Source organism: Citrobacter portucalensis, from assembly GCF_002042885.1.
Lineage (GTDB): Bacteria > Pseudomonadota > Gammaproteobacteria > Enterobacterales > Enterobacteriaceae > Citrobacter > Citrobacter portucalensis.
In genome coordinates, this window is the sequence record NZ_MVFY01000009.1 from 120,247 (window position 1) to 140,263 (window position 20,017).

General features: G+C 53.4%; 20 protein-coding genes. 7 read left to right on the forward strand and 13 right to left on the reverse strand.

What is annotated here, in order from left to right:
- Positions 1-7 precede the first annotated feature (7 nt).
- The gene (efeU, locus tag BZK40_RS15110; protein WP_032942940.1) at positions 8-841 is read right to left on the reverse strand and encodes an iron uptake transporter permease EfeU; all 834 of its coding nucleotides are present in this window, start codon (positions 839-841) and stop codon (positions 8-10) included.
- Between the two features lie 213 nt (positions 842-1,054).
- Entirely contained in the window at positions 1,055-2,563 is a 1,509-nt protein-coding gene (putP, locus tag BZK40_RS15115; protein ID WP_008784326.1) for a sodium/proline symporter PutP, read from the reverse strand.
- Positions 2,564-2,985: 422 nt separating this feature from the next.
- Here putP and putA point away from each other — a divergent pair, with 422 nt between their 5' ends.
- Both putA and BZK40_RS15130 read left to right on the forward strand, forming a co-directional pair.
- Entirely contained in the window at positions 2,986-6,948 is a 3,963-nt protein-coding gene (putA, locus tag BZK40_RS15125) for a trifunctional transcriptional regulator/proline dehydrogenase/L-glutamate gamma-semialdehyde dehydrogenase (RefSeq protein ID WP_079934903.1), read from the forward strand.
- A 59-nt stretch (positions 6,949-7,007) separates the two neighbouring features.
- A complete protein-coding gene (locus BZK40_RS15130) occupies positions 7,008-7,403 on the forward strand; it encodes a lysozyme inhibitor LprI family protein (RefSeq protein WP_008784323.1) in 396 nt (131 codons plus the stop codon).
- Here the strand turns inward: BZK40_RS15130 and rutR are convergent.
- The 3 genes from rutR to BZK40_RS15145 all read right to left on the reverse strand — a co-directional run bounded on the left by rutR (position 7,400) and on the right by BZK40_RS15145 (position 9,346).
- Positions 7,400-8,038, reverse strand: coding sequence for an HTH-type transcriptional regulator RutR (gene rutR, locus BZK40_RS15135; protein WP_003036026.1), 639 nt, complete (start codon positions 8,036-8,038; stop codon positions 7,400-7,402). The two genes, BZK40_RS15130 and rutR, sit on opposite strands and share 4 nt — an antisense overlap.
- A 58-nt stretch (positions 8,039-8,096) precedes the next feature.
- Positions 8,097-9,011 (reverse strand): DMT family transporter, encoded by a 915-nt coding sequence (locus BZK40_RS15140; RefSeq protein ID WP_079934904.1) that lies wholly within the window; start codon positions 9,009-9,011, stop codon positions 8,097-8,099.
- A gap of 161 nt (positions 9,012-9,172) precedes the next feature.
- On the reverse strand, positions 9,173-9,346 hold the full coding sequence (locus BZK40_RS15145; protein ID WP_003036022.1) for a con-10 family general stress protein: 174 nt from the start codon (positions 9,344-9,346) through the stop codon (positions 9,173-9,175).
- 386 nt (positions 9,347-9,732) lie between these two features.
- Here BZK40_RS15145 and wrbA point away from each other — a divergent pair, with 386 nt between their 5' ends.
- Together wrbA and BZK40_RS15160 are read left to right on the forward strand one after the other, a co-directional pair.
- Entirely contained in the window at positions 9,733-10,329 is a 597-nt protein-coding gene (wrbA, locus tag BZK40_RS15155; protein WP_003832057.1) for an NAD(P)H:quinone oxidoreductase, read from the forward strand.
- Positions 10,330-10,349: 20 nt separating this feature from the next.
- Complete coding sequence (locus BZK40_RS15160) at positions 10,350-10,577, forward strand: YccJ family protein (RefSeq protein WP_003036015.1); 228 nt, start codon at positions 10,350-10,352, stop codon at positions 10,575-10,577.
- 37 nt (positions 10,578-10,614) lie between these two features.
- Here BZK40_RS15160 and agp read toward each other — a convergent pair whose 3' ends face one another.
- The 8 genes from agp to BZK40_RS15200 all read right to left on the reverse strand — a co-directional run bounded on the left by agp (position 10,615) and on the right by BZK40_RS15200 (position 17,493).
- The gene (agp, locus tag BZK40_RS15165; protein WP_048235673.1) at positions 10,615-11,856 is read right to left on the reverse strand and encodes a bifunctional glucose-1-phosphatase/inositol phosphatase; all 1,242 of its coding nucleotides are present in this window, start codon (positions 11,854-11,856) and stop codon (positions 10,615-10,617) included.
- Between the two features lie 87 nt (positions 11,857-11,943).
- Positions 11,944-12,651: an ArsR/SmtB family transcription factor gene (locus tag BZK40_RS15170; RefSeq protein WP_079934905.1), complete on the reverse strand. Its 708-nt coding sequence runs from the start codon at positions 12,649-12,651 to the stop codon at positions 11,944-11,946.
- Between the two features lie 69 nt (positions 12,652-12,720).
- Positions 12,721-13,476, reverse strand: a complete 756-nt coding sequence (locus BZK40_RS15175) for a sulfite exporter TauE/SafE family protein (protein ID WP_048214487.1) — start codon at positions 13,474-13,476, stop codon at positions 12,721-12,723.
- A 134-nt stretch (positions 13,477-13,610) separates the two neighbouring features.
- A complete protein-coding gene (locus BZK40_RS15180) occupies positions 13,611-14,117 on the reverse strand; it encodes a protein disulfide oxidoreductase (protein ID WP_079934906.1) in 507 nt (168 codons plus the stop codon).
- A complete protein-coding gene (locus BZK40_RS15185) occupies positions 14,107-14,730 on the reverse strand; it encodes a DsbA family protein (protein ID WP_079934907.1) in 624 nt (207 codons plus the stop codon). Before BZK40_RS15185 ends, BZK40_RS15180 begins: the two co-directional genes overlap by 11 nt.
- Entirely contained in the window at positions 14,727-16,607 is a 1,881-nt protein-coding gene (locus tag BZK40_RS15190; protein ID WP_079934908.1) for a cytochrome c biogenesis protein CcdA, read from the reverse strand. Before BZK40_RS15190 ends, BZK40_RS15185 begins: the two co-directional genes overlap by 4 nt.
- Positions 16,608-16,655: 48 nt before the next feature.
- Complete coding sequence (locus BZK40_RS15195; protein WP_008784315.1) at positions 16,656-17,018, reverse strand: hypothetical protein; 363 nt, start codon at positions 17,016-17,018, stop codon at positions 16,656-16,658.
- A 70-nt stretch (positions 17,019-17,088) separates the two neighbouring features.
- Positions 17,089-17,493 (reverse strand): VOC family protein, encoded by a 405-nt coding sequence (locus BZK40_RS15200; RefSeq protein ID WP_079934909.1) that lies wholly within the window; start codon positions 17,491-17,493, stop codon positions 17,089-17,091.
- 396 nt (positions 17,494-17,889) lie between these two features.
- On the opposite strand from BZK40_RS15200, the gene dsbA reads away from it, so the two are divergent.
- The 3 genes from dsbA to cbpM all read left to right on the forward strand — a co-directional run bounded on the left by dsbA (position 17,890) and on the right by cbpM (position 19,932).
- Positions 17,890-18,513: a thiol:disulfide interchange protein DsbA gene (gene dsbA / locus BZK40_RS15205; protein WP_008784313.1), complete on the forward strand. Its 624-nt coding sequence runs from the start codon at positions 17,890-17,892 to the stop codon at positions 18,511-18,513.
- 205 nt (positions 18,514-18,718) lie between these two features.
- Positions 18,719-19,639 carry a curved DNA-binding protein gene (gene cbpA / locus BZK40_RS15210; RefSeq protein WP_003832035.1) on the forward strand — a complete coding sequence of 307 codons (921 nt, stop codon included), beginning with the start codon at positions 18,719-18,721 and terminating at the stop codon, positions 19,637-19,639.
- Entirely contained in the window at positions 19,639-19,932 is a 294-nt protein-coding gene (cbpM, locus tag BZK40_RS15215) for a chaperone modulator CbpM (protein ID WP_003832033.1), read from the forward strand. Before cbpA ends, cbpM begins: the two co-directional genes overlap by 1 nt.
- Positions 19,933-20,017 lie beyond the last annotated feature (85 nt).

Below are 20,017 nucleotides of genomic sequence, written 5' to 3' on the forward strand. Positions count from 1 at the left end.
GTTTTTATCAAGGTGCGGTACGCGATGCCGTAGTGCCTGAACGCGGCGGTAACGCAAACATAACCAACGCCGGAATCAGGTAGATAAACCAGACAGCGACTTCACTAACGCTTGGCGCTTCCTGATAGCCGAAAATGCCTTCCATCAATGTGCCAAACAGTGAATGCGTCGACAGCACACTGCTCAGGTCAAACGCCACATCCTGAAAATGATTCCACAACCCGGCTTCGTGGAAAGCGCGGATTGCCCCAGCGGCAAGACCGGCAGCCACCAGCAAAATGAACAGGCTGGTCCATTTAAAGAATGCCCCGAGGTTGAGGCGAATGCCCCCGAGGTAAATCAGGTAACCCAGTACCACCGCGGTAGCCAGTCCCAGCATCGCGCCTAGCGGCGGCCAGATACCTACATCCTGCTGGAATGCTGCCAGCAGGAAGAACACCGACTCCAGCCCTTCACGGGCAACAGCAAAAAAGACCATCATCACCAGCGCCCAGCCGTGATGGTTGCCGCGTTGCAACGCGTTATCGACAGCCTGTTCAAGCTGGACTTTGACGTTGCGCGAAACTTTACGCATCCAGAACACCATCCAGGTGAGGATCACCACGGCAATGACCGCCACGATGCCTTCAAAAAGCTCCTGTTCCTTTTGCGGAAATTCACCGGTGGTTTCGTTGATGAAAATCCCTAACGCCAGGCATAACGCCGCCGCCAGCAGAACACCAATCCACATCACACCAATCCATCGACCACGCTGAGTCCGTTTCAGGTAGCTGGCAATCAGGCTGACAATCAGCGCGGCCTCTAACCCTTCGCGCAACATAATTAGAAATGGAACAAACATGCGAAGAACCCTTAAACGTTATTCTCAGTCAATTGATGAAAAGAAAAGTAAATTACAGTGATAGTGATTATCATTACAGCAAAGAAAAACTCAAGCAGAATGTTTTGAGAATGATGACTGAATGTAAAAGGCCAGGCGGGTAATGGTTATAGCAGGTTTACAACGGAAGCAATAAAAAAGCCCGCACGCGGCGGGCTTGAAGACAGAGGCAGATTATTCTGCCTGTAAACGCGATGGCGGAGCTGAGTGATAATGCGCATCAGCCTCGGCAAAACGTTGCTGCATAGCAGTTGAAGGCGCTTTACCCAACAGGCTGAAGGCCACAATACCGATGCTGCCGAAAACAAAGCCCGGGATGATTTCATACAGACCCAACCAGGCAAACTGCTTCCAGACGATTACCGTCACCGCACCAATGATCATCCCTGCCAGCGCGCCGTTGCGGGTCATACGCGACCACATTACGGAGAACAGGACTACCGGACCAAACGCAGCGCCGAAGCCCGCCCAGGCGTAGCTTACCAGACCAAGTACACGGTTCTCCGGGTTCGCCGCCAGCGCGATAGACACCAGCGCCACGACCAACACCATGATGCGGCCAATCCACACCAACTCTTTCTGGCTGGCATTTTTACGCAGGAACGCTTTGTACAAATCTTCGGTGATTGCGCTGGAGCACACCAGCAGCTGGCAGCTCAGGGTCGACATAACCGCAGCGAGGATAGCAGACAGCAGAATACCGGCAATCCACGGGTTAAACAGGATTTGCGCCAGTTCAATAAACACACGCTCGGCGTTCTGGTTAACGGCACCGGCAAGCTGTGGGTTGTTGTTAAAGTAAGCAATACCAAAGAAGCCCACGGCCACAGCACCTGCCAGACACAGAATCATCCAGGCCATGCTAATGCGGCGAGCATGAACGATGCTATGGTGGGAATCTGCAGCCATAAAGCGCGCCAGAATATGCGGCTGACCAAAGTAGCCCAGACCCCAGCCCATCAGGGAAATGATGGCAACAAAATTCAGCCCTTTGAACATGTCCACGTTCTCAATGCTCTTTTGTTTAATCACTTCCAGCGAATCGTCGAATCCACCCACGCCAATGACTACCATCACCGGCGTCAGGATCAAAGCAAAGATCATCAGGCTGGCCTGGACGGTATCGGTCCAGCTAACCGCCAGGAAACCACCAATAAAGGTATAAATGATCGTCGCGGCCGCGCCCGCCCACAGTGCTGTTTCGTAGCTCATGCCAAAGGTGCTTTCAAACAGACGAGCCCCTGCCACAATACCGGAAGCACAATAGATGGTGAAAAACAGCAGAATAACCAGCGCGGAGATAATACGCAGAATTCGGCTTTTATCTTCAAAGCGACCGGTAAAGTAATCCGGTAACGTCAGCGCATTGTTATTGTATTCGGTGTGTACGCGTAAACGTCCGGCCACCAGCTTCCAGTTGATCCAGGCGCCCAAAATAAGGCCGATGGCGATCCAGCTTTCTGAAATCCCCGACAGGAAAATCGCGCCAGGCAGACCCATCAGCAACCAGCCGCTCATGTCAGATGCCCCGGCGGATAACGCGGTCACGAATGGACCCAGACTGCGTCCACCCAGAATGTAATCGTCAAAGTTTTTGGTTGAACGCCATGCAATAAACCCTATCAATATCATGCCGAAAATATAGACACAGAATGTCACTAACATCGGTGTGCTAATAGCCATCAAAACTCTCCAAAATTATGTATCAGCAATGCCGTGGCTTGCCGTTTTATTACCCTGCCGGAACGTGGCAAAGATATCTATGTTGACCAGGGCGACCGTATCCTGCCGGAAGCGATGGTTTTTCACAATCGATTTAACACACCATTTACATCAAATTTAATCCAGAGTAGATAGCATTTTTCTGTAGGTTGCACTCTCTCACACTTTTTCCGGTTGCACCTTTTAAAAGTGTTAACTACCGCAGAGAAAAAGATTCTGTAATTTTTACAGCCCACATCATAAGACTCATATTTATTAACATCTCATTCATTTCCAAGCTTGCAAACCAAGTCACATTTAACACGGTTGCACAAAGTTGCAACATAGTGGATATTTCTCGGTAACTATCAGACCCGTATTTCAGTACAACAGGAGTAAACGGCATGGGAACCACCACGATGGGGGTTAAACTGGATGACGCCACTCGCGAGCGTATTAAAACAGCAGCATCACGAATCGATCGCACGCCACATTGGCTGATCAAGCAAGCCATCTTTAATTATCTCGAAAGACTGGAAAATGACGACGCGCTTCCTGAACTGCCGGCCCTGCTGGCGGGTGCCGCGAATGAGGGTGAGGAGTCAACCACGCCGCAGAATGAAGCGCATCAACCTTTCCTGGAATTTGCCGAACAAATCCTGCCGCAGTCAGTTTCCCGCGCAGCAATCACCGCCGCGTACCGCCGAGCCGAAACCGATGCTGTGCCGATGCTGATGGAGCAGGCTCGTCTGCCGCAACCCATCGCGGAGCAAGCGCACAAGCTGGCGTACGATCTGGCTGACAAACTGCGTAACCAAAAGACCGCCAGCGGCCGCGCCGGGATGGTACAGGGTTTATTGCAGGAATTCTCACTTTCTTCGCAGGAAGGGGTCGCGCTGATGTGCCTGGCCGAAGCCCTGCTGCGTATTCCAGATAAGGCAACCCGCGATGCGTTGATCCGCGACAAAATCAGCAACGGCAACTGGCAGTCGCACATTGGACGCAGCCCGTCCCTGTTCGTCAACGCAGCGACCTGGGGGCTGTTGTTTACCGGTCGTCTGGTTTCTACGCATAATGAAGCCAGCCTCTCACGCTCACTCAACCGTATTATCGGCAAGAGCGGTGAACCACTGGTGCGTAAAGGTGTCGACATGGCAATGCGCCTGATGGGCGAGCAGTTCGTCACCGGAGAGACTATCGCCGAAGCGCTGGCTAACGCCCGTAAACTGGAAGAAAAAGGTTTCCGCTACTCTTACGACATGCTGGGCGAAGCAGCTCTGACTGCCGCCGATGCCCAGGCTTATATGGTTTCGTACCAACAGGCAATCCACGCCATTGGTAAAGCCTCTAACGGCCGCGGCATCTATGAAGGGCCGGGCATTTCTATCAAGCTGTCGGCGCTGCATCCGCGTTATAGCCGCGCGCAGTATGACCGCGTGATGGATGAACTCTATCCGCGTCTGAAGTCGCTTACTCTGCTGGCCCGCCAGTACGACATCGGTATCAATATCGATGCTGAAGAGGCCGACCGACTGGAGATCTCCCTCGATCTGCTGGAAAAACTGTGCTTTGAACCTGAACTGGCGGGCTGGAACGGTATCGGCTTTGTTATTCAGGCCTACCAGAAGCGCTGCCCGTATGTTATCGACTATCTGATTGACCTCGCCACGCGCAGCCGCCGTCGCCTGATGATCCGTCTGGTTAAGGGCGCCTACTGGGATAGCGAAATCAAACGTGCGCAAATGGACGGTCTGGAAGGTTATCCGGTCTATACCCGTAAGGTCTACACCGACGTTTCCTATCTGGCCTGTGCGAAAAAACTGCTTGCGGTACCGAATCTGATCTACCCGCAGTTCGCCACCCACAACGCCCATACGCTGGCGGCGATTTATCAGTTGGCCGGTCAAAACTACTATCCGGGTCAGTACGAGTTCCAGTGCCTGCACGGTATGGGCGAACCGCTGTATGAGCAGGTCACAGGTAAAGTTGCCGATGGTAAACTGAATCGTCCATGCCGCATTTATGCACCGGTAGGCACGCATGAAACGCTGCTGGCATACCTGGTGCGTCGTCTGCTGGAAAACGGCGCCAACACCTCGTTCGTCAACCGCATTGCAGACACTACCCTGCCGCTGGATGAACTGGTAGCCGATCCGGTCGAAGCCGTTGAAAAACTGGCGCAGCAGGAAGGCCAGGCTGGTCTGCCACATCCGAAGATTGCCCTGCCGCGTGACCTGTACGGTAAAGGCCGCGAAAACTCAGGCGGACTGGATTTAGCGAACGAACATCGTCTGGCCTCACTGTCCTCCGCCCTGCTCAACAGCGCGCTGCAAAAATGGCACGCTAAACCGATGCTCGAACATCCGGTTGCTGACGGTGAAATGACCCCAGTCGTCAACCCAGCCGAACCGAAAGACATTGTCGGTTACGTGCGTGAAGCGACTCACAGCGAAGTGGAACAGGCATTGCAGAACGCGGTAAATAACGCGCCGATCTGGTTCGCCACACCGCCACAAGAGCGCGCCGCTATTTTGCATCGCGCCGCCGTTCTGATGGAAGGCCAGATGCAGCAGTTAATTGGCATTCTGGTGCGCGAAGCGGGCAAAACCTTCAGCAACGCCATTGCGGAAGTGCGCGAAGCGGTAGACTTCCTGCACTATTATGCCGGTCAGGTCCGCGATGACTTCGATAATGAAACCCATCGTCCGTTAGGGCCGGTGGTCTGTATCAGCCCCTGGAACTTCCCGCTGGCCATTTTCACCGGGCAGATTGCCGCTGCGCTGGCGGCGGGCAACAGCGTGTTGGCAAAACCCGCGGAACAAACTCCGCTGATTGCCGCCCAGGGTATTGCCATTTTACTCGAAGCAGGCGTGCCGCCAGGCGTGGTGCAGCTGTTGCCTGGTCAAGGTGAAACGGTCGGGGCACAGCTCACTTCCGATGAGCGCGTACGCGGCGTCATGTTTACCGGCTCAACGGAAGTCGCCACGCTGTTGCAACGTAATATCGCGACCCGCCTTGATGCTCAGGGGCGTCCAATCCCGCTTATCGCCGAAACCGGCGGGATGAACGCCATGATCGTCGACTCTTCTGCGTTAACGGAACAGGTCGTGGTCGACGTTCTGGCTTCTGCCTTTGACAGCGCCGGACAGCGCTGCTCCGCGCTTCGCGTCCTGTGTCTGCAGGACGATGTCGCCGACCATACGCTGAAAATGCTGCGTGGCGCAATGGCGGAATGCCGCATGGGTAATCCGGGCCGCCTGACCACCGATATTGGACCGGTAATCGATGAAGAAGCCAAAGCCAATATTGAGCGCCATATTCAGGCCATGCGCGCCAAAGGGCGTCCGGTGTTCCAGGCCGCGCGCGAAAACAGCGACGATGCGCGTGAATGGCAAACCGGTACCTTTATCGCGCCGACGCTTATCGAGCTGGAAAGCTTCGACGAATTGCAAAAAGAGGTGTTCGGTCCGGTACTGCACGTTGTGCGTTACACCCGCAACAATCTGGGCAGCCTGATTGAGCAAATTAATGCCTCCGGCTACGGCCTGACGCTGGGCGTGCACACCCGTATCGATGAAACCATCGCCCAGGTCACGGGTTCGGCACATGTGGGTAACCTGTACGTTAACCGCAATATGGTCGGCGCCGTCGTCGGAGTGCAGCCATTCGGTGGCGAAGGCTTGTCAGGAACCGGGCCAAAAGCGGGTGGACCGCTGTATCTGTACCGCCTGCTGGCAAACCGTCCGGAAAATGCGTTAGGCATTACGCTTGCCCGTCAGGATGCCGAATACCCTGTCGATGCACAGCTTAAAACGGCGCTCGTTCAGCCGCTGGAAGCGCTTAGCGAATGGGCAACCGATCGTCCAGCACTGCGTGCGCTCTGCCAGCAGTTTGGCGAACTGGCGCAGGCCGGAACGCAACGCCTGCTGCCAGGCCCCACCGGCGAGCGCAATACCTGGACGCTGTTGCCGCGCGAACGCGTGCTGTGTATCGCCGATGATGAACAGGATGCGCTGGTACAGGTTGCCGCTGTAACTTCCGTTGGTAGCTTAATCCTGTGGCCAGATGATACATTCCATCGCGACCTGGCAAAACGCCTGCCAGCAGTAGTTTCCGGGCGCATCCAGTTTGCCAAAGCGGACAACATCACTACGCAGCCGTTTGATGCGGTTATTTTCCACGGTGATTCCGATCAGCTTCGCGCACTGTGTGAAGCGGTGGCGGCCCGCGAAGGGGCGATTGTGTCGGTCCAGGGCTTTGCCCGCGGCGAAAGCAATATCCTACTGGAAAGGTTGTATATTGAGCGCTCACTGAGCGTCAATACCGCCGCCGCCGGAGGCAACGCCAGCCTGATGACAATCGGCTAAGGTTGTGGTTAATTAAGGCTCCGGTAACGGGGCCTTTTTTTATGAAGCCAGAGGGAAGCATGAAACGAATCGTACTGACATGTGCAGCGCTGCTGCTGAGCGGCCAGGCGCTGGCGGATGACTGCGCCAACGCGAACACGCAGATTGAGATGAACACCTGTGCGGCAGAGCAGTATAAAGCGGCCGACGCCAAACTTAATGAAACTTATCAGAATGCGCTGAAGCGCGCCGCCCCAACCCAGCGCGATTTACTGAAAAAAGCGCAAGTATCCTGGATAACTTTGCGCGATGCGGACTGTGCGTTAATCAGTTCTGGCACTGAAGGCGGTAGCGTTCAGGCGATGATTTCCAGCCAGTGCCTGACGGATAAGACCAACGAGCGCGAAGCGTTTCTCGCCTCACTTTTGCAGTGTGAAGAAGGCGATTTAAGCTGCCCGTTACCGCCGGCCAGTTAACGCACGCGGATCCCTTCAATAATCATCCGCTGTACGCTCTCCACCGTTTGGTTAAAAAAGGCTTCATCACGCAGCGTTGCGCCCGTCACCGCCTCTACCTGTGGGGCAAAATCGGCGTAGTGCTGAGTTGAAGCCCAAATCATAAAAATCAGATGATGCGGATCGACCGGAGCCAGTTTTCCGCTTTTGATCCAACCGGCAATCAGCGCGGATTTCTCATCAATTAGCGTTTTGAGATCCCCCTCCAGTTCTGCCATCAATAAAGGCGCTCCGGCCAGCATCTCCATACAAAACAGCCGTGAGGCCTGAGGGTAATCGCGCGACACTTCCAGCTTAAGGCGAATGTATTCTTTAATGGCCACCAGCGGCGCAAAGTCTTCGCGAAAAGCTTTCAATGGAGCCAGCCAGATGTCGAGGATCTGCCGTAAAACGGCGATATAAAGCACCTCTTTTGACGGGTAGTAATAAAGTAGATTGGTTTTTGACACGCCCGCCTGCTCTGCCACCTGCTCCAGGCGCGTGCCGTGGATCCCATATTGGGAGAAGATATTTAATGCCGCGGTTAAGATGGCCTGGCGTTTTGCACTGACGGCCTGCGAGCGCTTACCTGTTTTTTTCTCTGCGCGTTGGACCATGCGCCCTCTCCTTCTTGTGAGGGCGTCAGCATACCAAATCACGCGGTGAATGGTTAAATTAAAGCGATTCCGGCGGCGCCTCTTGTCCAAGCGCTTTTTTCTTTTTGAACTTCAGCTCGCTGACCAGTACGCCAACAATAATGAATGCCGCACCAAGCAATGCAAGTAGCGGTAAGCGTTCACCCGCCAGACGGCCAAAGATCCCCGCCCACACCGGTTCACCGGTATAAATAACCGTCGCGCGCGTCGGCGAAACGCTGCGCTGCGCCCAGTTCATGGTGACCTGAATAATCGCGCTAAAAATACCCAGCCCCAGCGCCACCACCAGCAATCCGGTAGACATTGGTGGTACGTTCTCTCCGGCCGGTCCCATCGCCATAAACGCCACTATCGAAGCGGTTGCCAGTTGCACTACCGTTACCCGACGAACATCCACTTTTCCTGCCCACGCGCTAATCAGGATAATTTCTGCCGCAATCGCCACCGCACCGGCGAGTGTGATCCACTCGCCTTCGCCTAAAGCCAGTAAATTGCCTCCCGGTCCGGCAAGAAAAATCAATCCGATAAAGGCCAGCACAATGCCGACGCACGGCATCAGACCTGGCATGCGTCCCAGACACAACCATTGTAAAAGCGGCACCAACGGTACGTACATCGCGGTAATAAACGCCGATTTACTGCTGGGAATAAACTGTAACCCCCAGGTTTGCAGACTATAGCCCAGCGCAATTGCGATACCGATTGCAACCCCTGCTTTAACTTCCAGCCACGTCAGCTTATGCAGTGTGTGTAACGACAAAAGTGCGACCGCCAGCGCGGCAGTGGCAAAACGCACACCGACAAAGAAAAAAGGGCCGCTCAGGGTAACGGCATATTGCACCGCCAAAAACGTGCCACCCCAGAACATGGTGATCACAATGAGGATCGCTTCCTGAGGTTTAACAGAGAAGGAATAGCGAGAAAGTAATGACATGAGACACCCGATTAACTGAATGTCATTAGTCTGCGTTGCGTTTTGTTACAGTTCAACCTTGCAGACAAAAAAAACCGCCGGAAAGACCCGGCGGCGGTGGCTACGTAACGTCTGTCTCTGACTCTCAGCCGTCACGACATATCTGACAGATAGCCCGACAATTACGATTTGTTGTTGCCGTGACTATTTTTGCCCCCTTTTTTGCCTGCCTCTGAAGCGCGTTGCGGGTCATTCTTGAAGTTGCCCCCGCTGTGCTGGCCACCTTTTCGACCTGCTTCTGATGCTCTTTCGCGGTCTTCCGCAAAGTTGCCGGAACCGCCCCGATGGTTTGCCATTACTGACCTCCGTCATTGATTAGACATCATATTGCATAGGTACTGAGGAGTGATACCTCACGCAGCGTTACGGGCGAGGCCCTGAAAATAACTGCGTGGGAATAAGCATAGTGAAGTGTGGCCAGTGCAGACGCTAACTGTAATATCCTGCAACAGGATCAGGAGTGACAAAGAAATAATCACCATAAGAAATCAATAAGTCTTTCTTATGACTACCGAATTCTACCCGGTTAAATATGTATCATTTTGCTACAAAGAAGGTTGTTATAAAAATTGTTATAAATCAAAGAAGTGATTGTGAAATTTGCACTCCTGACAGTACGTCATATCTTTAAAGGTAGGTAGCGAATCGCTACGGACACGGTTAACTCGAGGAGTAGTGTAAAATGGCAAAAGTTCTGGTGCTTTATTATTCCATGTACGGACACATTGAAACTATGGCCCACGCAGTCGCAGAAGGCGCAAATAAGGTAGATGGCGCGGAAGTGATTATTAAGCGTGTACCAGAGACCATGCAGCCCGAGATTTTCCTTAAGGCTGGCGGCAAAACACAAAACGCACCAGTCGCAACCCCGCAAGAACTGGCTGATTACGACGCCATCATTTTTGGTACCCCCACGCGCTTTGGCAATATGTCCGGTCAGATGCGTACCTTCCTCGACCAGACTGGCGGGCTGTGGGCCTCTGGCGGCCTGTACGGCAAACTCGCCAGCGTATTCAGCTCAACGGGAACCGGCGGCGGTCAGGAACAAACCATTACATCAACCTGGACTACGCTTGCCCACCATGGGATGGTGATTGTACCTATCGGTTACGCGGCGCAAGAGCTGTTTGATGTCTCTCAAGTTCGCGGCGGTACCCCTTACGGTGCAACCACCATTGCCGGAGGCGACGGCTCCCGCCAGCCAAGTCAGGAAGAGTTATCTATCGCCCGCTATCAGGGTGAATATGTCGCAGGTCTGGCAGTAAAACTCAACGGCTAATCTTCAACAGGAGGATTCGAATGCCAACTCAAGAAGCGAAAGCCCATCGCGTCGGCGAATGGGCAAGTCTGCGCAATACATCGCCGGAAATAGCCGAAGCCATTTTTGAAGTCGCACATTATGACGAGAAACTGGCGGAAAAAATTTGGGAAGAAGGTAGCGATGAAGTACTCATCAAAGCCTTTGAAAAAACAGACAAAGATTCGCTCTTTTGGGGTGAACAGACTATCGAACGCAAAAACGTCTAGCGCGCTGACTCCCCCGCGAACACGGGGGAGTTTTCTTTTACTTAGCCGCCTCATTCAGCACACTATCGAACTTATCTATCGGGCAAAAACCATCCGCATCTATCGGACATCCTTTCAGCTCCAGCGTTACGCGCTGCGCCGGGGATTTCAGCGTCAGAACGTCTGCATTACGCAACTGCTGCGAGCTCTGATACACATACTCGATTTTCATCAGATCACGATTTGCATTGCTGTCATGCCAGCGCTGGAAGACAATCTTCCCGCCAATCGGCGTACGCTCGTTCTGATCGTGAAGCTGGTACGGTTTAAAATCCAGCGCGGTGAGCAGCGAAGCGATATTTGAATCATGCCCCACCAGCACGGTTATTTTCGGTGCTTTCGCGCGTTCAGTAACCAGCGCATTATCAATATATTTCACCAGCGGTTTGGCGACGTTCTGCGCCACTTCCGGGGAGGTGAACAGGCTATCCTGATAGCCGTTTTTCAGCTTCGACAGAACCTTCCACTGCTGATCGGATTTAATCTCGCCCCAGGCAACTTTGTCCATCGGGAAGCCTTCGTAATATTGCAACGTGAAGGCATCAACCAGCGAATTCCCCACCTTCAGCGGCCCCGAAACCCCAGGCTCCTGCTGGTACTTCGCGCTAAACGTATCTTTGGCATCGGTCAGGGAACACTGCTGTTTTTCTTTGCAGGACGGAGAGTCTTTGTAGTCGGTCATTTGCTCAAGCAACTGATAGCTATCGTTGAGCTGCATTTTGCTGCGCTCTTTCTCCATGGCCTGAACGGCCTGCTGGCTGAAGGCGGCGGAATCATCGGTGATCACCGGGTTAAAGGTGGGATCCATGGTGCCCATTTTTTCCTGATGATGGACCGGAACATCGCAACCAGGGAAAGCACCGGTGACAAAGAACTGCGCCGTGGCGACCGTACGCTGCAGGCTGTTAGCATAGGTATAGACCGTGTTCGGTGCCGGGCATTCGCCCGATTTCACCATCCCCTGCTCTGCCAGCCACTCTCGCATGTAGTGGCCCATATAGATTTCCAGCACACCGCCTTTAGTAGTGAGTTGTCCGCCGGGGACATCCCATTCTGGCCATTGTTTGGGGGTGGACTGCTCAAGAACGCTGCCATTATTGGCTAAAGGTGCGCGTAAGTTATGCCGACTCATCATCAATACTTGCTGAAGCTGATAGCCTTCCGGCGCGGTCTGCGCCTGCGCGGCGGTTGACAATAAGACAGCCCCTGCCACGGCTGTGGCGATTAACGATTTATTCATCCCTACGACCTCTTGTTGTTATCAATCACAACAGAGTGTGACAGAAATATGACATATTTCCGGGAACGCTTTCGCAAAACAGACCATCTAGCGTGTCGTTTTAACACCAAACTCGGTTTCGAGTTTACGAATGCCAAGAGGTGTGAAGATGACATGACGGCTGCCCTGTTCGGTTTTTATCCATCGCTGTTCACTGAACCAGCGCAGCAGCGTTGCGCCAAGCACACCACCAGGATGATAACGTCGTTCGCTCCAGTCCAGACAACCGCAGGTTAACTTCCGCCGGGATGAGCCAGCCGCCAGGACAATCCCCATCTGTGCCAGCTTTTCCTGCCCAAGAGGAGTCAGCGTTTCACCATCCGGCGTTAACCACTGACGGGAAACCAGCGTATCGAACAACCTCACCGCAACCTCTCCGGCGAGATGGTCGTAGCAGGTGCGGGCATGGCGCAAACCTGGCGGTGTAGTGATTCTGCGGGGCGTTGATGTCGCCCACGCAACGCCCATCAGGCGTTCCAGCAGTTCAGCGATATCGGAACCTGCAAGGCGAAAATAACGATGTCTGCCCTGCGCCAACGCGACAACAAAACGTTGTTCGCACAGACGCGCGAGATGCGCGCTGGCGGTCGACGCGGATATATCCGCCACCGCGCTGAGCTCAGTTGCAGTCCAGGCGCAGCCATCCATTAGGGCGCACAACATACGCGAGCGCGATTTATCGGCCATCACTGCCGCAGTGAGTGCCATTTTCGACTCCAGATCGCCCTCTTCTTCATGTAATATCACGGATGCCATAACGACCTCATTGGCCCTGAATCTCTGAATTAACGATGCCATGAAAGTCGCGCAAAGTCACCGCACCGGTCACACAGCACGTAGCATCATCTCTGTACCCAACCCGACCAGACAAAACAGAAAACAGCGTTTAAACACGAGCGGAGAAATAACCCTTCGCACACGGGTACCTATCCATTGGCCAATCAGCGCAGGAACAATGGCCAAAGCCGACAAACTTAGCGATTGTATGGGCAGCGCGTTGTGCCACCACAGACCCAGCGCCAATGCCAGGGTCGAAAAGGTAAAAGAGATCCCGAGCGCCTGCACCAGTTCATCTTTCTCAAAGCCGAGGGACTGGATCCAGGGCACGGCGGGCATCACAAACACCCCGGTTCCGCCGGTCAATAAGCCGGTCACAAATCCAATAACGAGGGAGTACGGTTTTTCACGCTGCGGGGCCACCGCGATTTTCTTTCCCGCCAGCGTCCAGATAGCGTAGGCCACCAGCGCTACGCCGAGTGCAAACTGAGTTCGGGTGGTGTCACCACCGGTAATCCAGGCGCTGGCAAGCAGTGTCGCCACCACTACTGTCAGCAGCATTGGCCACAGTCGTTTGAGTAATTGGCGTGTATTTCCACCACCGCCAAACTGGAACAAATTGCTTATCAGCGAAGGCAATAACAGCATGGCCGCCGCGGCAACTGGCGAAATAAGCGATCCGAGGATCCCCATAGCCACGGTAGGTAACCCCATACCCGTAACGCCTTTCACCATCCCGGCGAGGACAAATGTGGCGGCAATCATCACCACCAGGGCGGGTCCAAACGCTAAAGAACTCGTCATGTTGCACTTTCCTGGAAAAGAGAAGATGACTGATTCTGGACGTTAATCACTGTGTTTGCTTCGTCAGGCAACGAAATATGCCTTCCTGGGGAGGGCGACGCCATAAAAAATGCCGGGTTTCCCCGGCACATTTATCAGAACGTTTTCGCCCACCACAACCGAAGTTTCATGCCCCAGTAGCTGGTCCAGCCGCTGGTGGTTGATACTACCCGACCTTGTGACATCACCACCAGCGTGGGCGTGACGCTGATTGCCCAACTGCGGGAAATGGCCCCGTTCGCATCATTGATGACCGGAAAGTCCACGCCTTTACGCGACAGCCAGCGAGATACCTCAGCTTCATTTCCGGAACGTAACGCAATGGTCATCACATTTTCCCCTTCCGAACGCAGCCTGGCGACTTCCGGCGTCGTGAAGCGGCATACGCCGCACCAGCTCGCCCAGAAATAAAGCAACACCGGCTCGTCTTTGCTGAGCGCCGCCAGCGTGACGGTTTCACCATCCAGTGTTTGTAAAGGCGTGCTGTCAAAGGAGGCAGGGAGATGCGGCGCGCGCCAGGCATCCATCAACAGCATTGTCCCCGCCAACAGCGCCAGTAAGATCAGCCCTTCGCGCAACCAGCGGCGCAGTTTACTGAGCATTGGCCGCCGCCAGTTTTTCTTTAACCACTTCCTCAAGGGTTTCCCACGACACAGCCCCGGGAATGAGTTCATCACCAATAATCGTTGCCGGGGTTCCCTGCACCCCCACCAGTCGCGCCAGTTGCAGGTTAGTGCTCAGCGTTTCAGCACTTTGGGCGTCCAGCGTCACCGGACTGGCCCCCGCTTTTTCCTGCGCCTGTTTGATACTGACGTCGGTATGATAGCCCTTCTTCTGCATCAATTTTTCATGTAATGCCAGGGACTGTTGCGGATGCTCATGCCATGTCGTCAGCACGGTCCGCGCCGCCAGTTCCGAACTTTCACCTTTAAACGGCAGCGGTTTAATCACTACCGCCACGTCAGGGTATTTCTGCACAATTTTTTCCAGCATTGGATCCAACTGCTTGCAGTATGGGCAGTTGTAATCGGTGAAGTTTATCAGGGTCAGTTTCGCCTGCTTCGCGCCAATCCGCGGGCTGTTGGGATCGTTAAACAAGGCTTCCTGAATTAATGCTTCAATTTGCTTTTCCTGTTCCGGGGTAAACGGCGCAGGCTCTTTCGCGATACTGACGGCAGAAAACAGGGTTAACAACAGAACAATCATCATTTTCATGGGGTTACTCCTTTGGCATCATTCAACGTTTGCAGTACCGCATCGCGGGTTAACAACGTGGGTAACGCCTGGCCATCCGGCAGACCGGGGCCATAAATTTGGTTATACGGCACAGCAACCTGGCCGCGTTTTTTTAGAAATTCGGTAATAGCTTCAGAAGGGAGTGTCCAGTCGCCGCGCAGCGCCACCACATCCGGCTGTTGCAATGCGGCCTGTACGTCTTCTTTATGCAACACGTTGTATTTGTTTACCTTACAGGTGATGCACCAGTCGGCTGTGACGTCAATGAACACGCGCTTATGTTGCGCCAGCGCATCCTCAATCGCCTGCTCGCTTAGCGGTTGCCAGTTCACGCTTTCTTTAGCGCTACTTTGTCCGCTAAACCCTAAGTGTGGGAGCAGCAACGTCGCAAGCCAGATAGCCGAACCCAGCATCATCACGCCAAGCAGACGCCGCAAAATATTCATCCACCGCCCTGGCCGCGGCAAACGCAGCGCCAGACCGGGACGCAGGGCCACCAGCAGCCACGGTAAGCTCATCCCCAGCCCAAGTGCGATAAACAATCCCCACAACGTCGGCAGCGAAGCGGTCAATGCTACCGCCACCGCCGTTCCCAGAAACGGGGCACTGCACGGCGTGGCAAGCAGTGTCGCAAATGCACCTTGCCAGAAATGTCCCGACAGTCCGTTGCCGCCGTGAGTCGCCAGCGTGGTGGTCATTGCAGAAGGGAGTCGGAATTCAAACCAACCGAACAGGCTGGCGCTGAACGTCAGCATCACTAGCACCATGACGCCAATGAACCACGGATTCTGAAACTGGATCCCCCAGCCAAGGGCCTGATTGGTTAAACGCAGTACCGTCATCAAAAGCGCCAGTGCCATAAACGAGACCAGTATTCCGGCTACCGATGCGAGGAACTGACGACGGATCTGGCGACGACTTTTTTCCTCGACCAGCAAAATAGATCCCAGCTTCATGCCCAGAACCGGTAACACACAAGGCATCAGATTGAGGATCAAACCGCCCATCAGTGCCATGAACACCACTTGCCACAGTGGGAGTGAGGCGTTCTCAACAACCGGGGCTTCGCCAATCGCAAGACGACTCTCCTGGGCAACACCGTTGTCTGCCAGCACCAGCGTGACTGACTTACCACGCAGATCCGGCGCGCCTTCTCCCCAACCGTCATGTACAGGTACCGTAGCGCGTAACGTCTCCCCCTCAACATGAATTTGCGGCATGCCAAAATCCGCATCATCAACAGCATCCAGATACAGCCCTGGTTCAGTCCAGCCTCCCGCACGGCGAGCCTCGACGACTAACTCTCCCGCCCGTGCGCCAGCGCTCAGAGCATCGGTCAGGCCGCTGGCAAGTGGGATCTGTCCCATCGCCTGAGCATAGTCATGTGCAAAAGTCGGGTCCTGGGCTGTGGGCGTCACGGAAAAAGGAAAATCCGTCAACAGGCAAACGTTGCTACAGGTGGATAGCGTCAAAACGCCGCTGAGCGTGGCGGGCGCTCTACCGCGCACCACCATCGGGAACGTCACCTTATCGTGATACCCCTGAGTAGTGATATTGGCGACCTCAAAACGAGCAGGGGTTGGCCAGAACCAGTCGACCGCGGGCATTTCCCCTTTCCAGGCGATAGCAGGTGCAACGCCTCCCTCGCCCGGAGAACGCCAGTAGGTTTTCCAGCCGTCCTCCAGTTTGACATCCAGCAACAGACGGGTTTCTCCGCCTGCGGACGTATCAGCGCGTAACCGCACGCTGGCGTGATCGTTATCGGGTGAACGCAGCCAGCCGGGTTCAGCCGCCCAAGATACGGGCAGCCATAGCAATAACAGACAGAGCAGCGCCTGTCTGAAAACAGTCATCATAGTTTTTCTCCGTGAATAATTATCTAACAGTCAGCAACGGCTGTTCTGTCATTCACGGAAGACGCAAAATCGGAGATGCACCCGGAGAGTGGGCGGCGAGATGGCTCGCGGTGGGAAAAAAGGTAGACGAAACGCCCGTACTGGCGCCAGCAACGACAGCAGCAGGCACAGCACCAGAATAGCACCTTCAAACAATACGGGTGGCGCAGCCAGTAATGATTTCGCACTCAGTTCACAAGGGGTAACGGGTGAGGCCTCATCGGTCTGCACTTGTGCGCTGGCGACAACGCTTGTAACGGCGGTATCCATCTGCAACGCGTGCAGGCCCGCCATGCGTTGTGCGGTGCAAACCATCACCACAACACATGCCAGACAGAGGAACCACCATCCCATCCGTTGACGTTTCGCCATTATACCCTCACTCATTGATGCGAGTTATCTTAACCACTCGCCAGGTTTTGGCAACCTTTCCGCTGTAAAGTTATGTCCTGCCATCTGCTGGATATACCGCGATTTCAATCAGATTGAGATCGGGATCCCTGACATACACCGAGCGAATAGGTCCTGTCGCACCGGTACGTGCAACGGGCCCTTCAATAATCTCGACTCCGTGGGTTTGAAACGTCTCCATCACCTCTTCCAGCGTACGCGTGGTGATAAAACATAAATCCAGCGCCCCCGGCGTTGGCGCGTAGGCTTTGGGTTCAAACTCTTTTCCCCGAATGTGGAGATTGATTTTCTGATTGCCAAAGACGAAGGCTTTCCGACCTTGCGCGAAGGTTTCCAGCCTCATGCCTAAAAGCTCGACATAGAAACGAACGCAAGCCTCTTCATGATTGGTGGTTAGTACCAGGTGATCCAGGTGGTCGATCATAGCGATATCCATTTGGGTTGCTCATCTCTGACACTTACCCTATTCATTCACGCGCGACAAGAAAAAGAAAATCTACGGAGTTATTTGCAGAACTTAACGCAACAACCTGTAATTCACGCTTTAAAAACGAAATGATAATTAATCATATTCCCGCCTTTATTTATTACACTATAACATTGCTAAAAACACCCCTGAAAATATCACCCAAGTTATCATTCACTATTTACGAAGAATGCCAAAAGATATTTCCATGACAGCACACAGATAATGCCCACCACGTACTGATGCGTAAATGAAAGTAAGGGTCAGCGCATTTCCAGAGAATTTCCTTATTATATTCAGACGCAATGAATAACGTATTCATTAGCAGATAATTTGTTTATTAAATGTTATTTAGAGTATATGGAAATGAAAAAATATTTATTACCCCTGATTGGGTTACTTTTTACAGTTAGCGCTCAGGCAGCATCATTTACCGACGGCAAAGAGTATATCTCACTGGAAAAACCTGTCGCTTCCGCTCCAGCCGCACTGAAGTTTTTCTCATTCTATTGCCCTTCCTGTTATCAGTACGATGAAGTTTTTGAAATCACTGATAACGTGAAAAAAGTATTGCCTGCAGATGTCAAACTCACCGAATACCACGTCGACTTTTTAGGTCCGCTGGGGCAAGACATGACCCACGCCTGGTCCGTCGCCATGCTGTTGAACGTACAAGATAAAGTTAAGCCGTTGCTTTTTGATGCCGTTCAGAAAAAACAAACCGTTAAAACAGCGGACGATATTCGTAACGTATTTATCAGCGCGGGCGTCAGCGCCAGTGATTATGATGCGGCATGGAATAGCTTTGCCGTGAAATCACTGACCGCTAAGCAGCAAGAAATGGCGAAGGCAGTTGATTTAACCGGTGTGCCCGCCATTTTTATCAACGGAAAATATATGATCAATCCAAAAGGACTGAAGTCAGATGATCTTAATGCATTCGTGCAAAACTATGCTGATACGGTCCGCTTCCTGATAAGCAAATCCTGATGTTTAGCTAATCTCATTTTTCGCACCACACAACAGATGCCGTAACCTCGACTGCGCTGTTGGTGGTGCAATGCCTGCATCGTTTATCGCAATATCCTCCCTTCCCGGTTGGCATTCGCCGTTATCAGGATTACCCTAAACTTAGCGGTGATACCTGTTGTCAGGGTTCACCTTCTGCAAGTGTTGATTTACACGAGAGAACGCTATGGAATTAAAGGATTATTACGCCATTATGGGCGTGAAACCGACAGACGATCTCAAGACAATCAAGACCGCCTATCGTCGACTCGCCCGTAAATATCATCCTGATGTCAGCAAAGAGACTGACGCAGAGGCCCGGTTTAAAGAGGTTGCAGAAGCCTGGGAAGTATTGAGTGATGAGCAGCGACGCGCCGAGTACGACCAGCTGTGGCAGCACCGCAACGACCCACAGTTCAGCCGTCAATTCCAGCAAGGAGAGAATCAAAGCTACAGCGCCGAAGATTTCGACGATATCTTCTCCTCCATTTTTGGCCAGCGTGCGCACCAGTCGCGCCAGCGCCCTGCCAGCCGCGGGCACGACATTGAAATTGAAGTTGCCGTATTCCTCGAAGAAACGCTTACTGAGCATAGCCGCACTATCAGTTACAACCTGCCAGTCTATAATGCGTTTGGCATGGTAGAACGAGAAATTCCTAAAACGCTGAATGTGAAAATTCCGGCTGGCGTCGGTAACGGTCAGCGTATCCGTCTGAAAGGCCAGGGTACCCCCGGCGAAAACGGTGGACCGAACGGTGATTTGTGGCTGGTGATTCATATTGCGCCGCATCCGCTGTTCGATATTGTTAATCAGGATCTGGAAGTTGTCGTTCCCCTCGCGCCGTGGGAAGCTGCGCTGGGTGCGAAAGTTACCGTTCCGACGTTGAAAGAGAGCATCCTGCTGACCATTCCTGCAGGCAGTCAGGCCGGTCAGCGACTCCGCATTAAGGGCAAGGGTCTGGTAAGTAAAAAACATACCGGCGATTTGTATGCGGTGATCAAGATCGTCATGCCACCGAAACCTGACGACGCCAGTGCCGCCCTGTGGCAACAACTGGCGGATGCACAAAAGACCTTTGATCCGCGCAAAGAGTGGGGGAAAGCATAATGGCTAACGTTACCGTCACTTTTACCATTACAGAATTTTGTCTGTACACCGGTGTGTCAGAAGAAGAACTGCATGAGATTGTCGGCTTAGGGGTGATAGAACCTCATGAAGACGAGACGTTTGACGATCATGCGCTGACAGTAATGCGTCGCGCGGTGCGCCTGCGTCAGGAGCTGGAACTTGACTGGCCAGGGATTGCCGTTGCGCTGACGTTGCTGGAGGAGAACGCTCAGTTACGCCAGGAAAACCGCCTGCTGCGCCAGCGCCTGTCTCGCTTTATCAGCCATCCTTAGTATGTCAGGACCAGCATGGTGCTGGTCCTTTTATTATCCGCCCCGCGCTCTTAATGACATTGCCCAGCAGATGGCATACAGTCTG

Excerpts from the sequence above, each read along its gene's own strand:
- efeU (WP_032942940.1), bottom strand. The coding sequence starts at position 841 with ATGTTTGTTCCATTTCTAATTATGTTGCGCGAAGGGTTAGAGGCCGCG.
- putP (WP_008784326.1), bottom strand. The coding sequence starts at position 2,563 with ATGGCTATTAGCACACCGATGTTAGTGACATTCTGTGTCTATATTTTC.
- putA (WP_079934903.1), top strand. The coding sequence starts at position 2,986 with ATGGGAACCACCACGATGGGGGTTAAACTGGATGACGCCACTCGCGAG.
- BZK40_RS15130 (WP_008784323.1), top strand. The coding sequence starts at position 7,008 with ATGAAACGAATCGTACTGACATGTGCAGCGCTGCTGCTGAGCGGCCAG.
- rutR (WP_003036026.1), bottom strand. The coding sequence starts at position 8,038 with ATGGTCCAACGCGCAGAGAAAAAAACAGGTAAGCGCTCGCAGGCCGTC.
- BZK40_RS15140 (WP_079934904.1), bottom strand. The coding sequence starts at position 9,011 with ATGTCATTACTTTCTCGCTATTCCTTCTCTGTTAAACCTCAGGAAGCG.
- BZK40_RS15145 (WP_003036022.1), bottom strand. The coding sequence starts at position 9,346 with ATGGCAAACCATCGGGGCGGTTCCGGCAACTTTGCGGAAGACCGCGAA.
- wrbA (WP_003832057.1), top strand. The coding sequence starts at position 9,733 with ATGGCAAAAGTTCTGGTGCTTTATTATTCCATGTACGGACACATTGAA.
- BZK40_RS15160 (WP_003036015.1), top strand. The coding sequence starts at position 10,350 with ATGCCAACTCAAGAAGCGAAAGCCCATCGCGTCGGCGAATGGGCAAGT.
- agp (WP_048235673.1), bottom strand. The coding sequence starts at position 11,856 with ATGAATAAATCGTTAATCGCCACAGCCGTGGCAGGGGCTGTCTTATTG.
- BZK40_RS15170 (WP_079934905.1), bottom strand. The coding sequence starts at position 12,651 with ATGGCATCCGTGATATTACATGAAGAAGAGGGCGATCTGGAGTCGAAA.
- BZK40_RS15175 (WP_048214487.1), bottom strand. The coding sequence starts at position 13,476 with ATGACGAGTTCTTTAGCGTTTGGACCCGCCCTGGTGGTGATGATTGCC.
- BZK40_RS15180 (WP_079934906.1), bottom strand. The coding sequence starts at position 14,117 with ATGCTCAGTAAACTGCGCCGCTGGTTGCGCGAAGGGCTGATCTTACTG.
- BZK40_RS15185 (WP_079934907.1), bottom strand. The coding sequence starts at position 14,730 with ATGAAAATGATGATTGTTCTGTTGTTAACCCTGTTTTCTGCCGTCAGT.
- BZK40_RS15190 (WP_079934908.1), bottom strand. The coding sequence starts at position 16,607 with ATGATGACTGTTTTCAGACAGGCGCTGCTCTGTCTGTTATTGCTATGG.
- BZK40_RS15195 (WP_008784315.1), bottom strand. The coding sequence starts at position 17,018 with ATGGCGAAACGTCAACGGATGGGATGGTGGTTCCTCTGTCTGGCATGT.
- BZK40_RS15200 (WP_079934909.1), bottom strand. The coding sequence starts at position 17,493 with ATGGATATCGCTATGATCGACCACCTGGATCACCTGGTACTAACCACC.
- dsbA (WP_008784313.1), top strand. The coding sequence starts at position 17,890 with ATGAAAAAATATTTATTACCCCTGATTGGGTTACTTTTTACAGTTAGC.
- cbpA (WP_003832035.1), top strand. The coding sequence starts at position 18,719 with ATGGAATTAAAGGATTATTACGCCATTATGGGCGTGAAACCGACAGAC.
- cbpM (WP_003832033.1), top strand. The coding sequence starts at position 19,639 with ATGGCTAACGTTACCGTCACTTTTACCATTACAGAATTTTGTCTGTAC.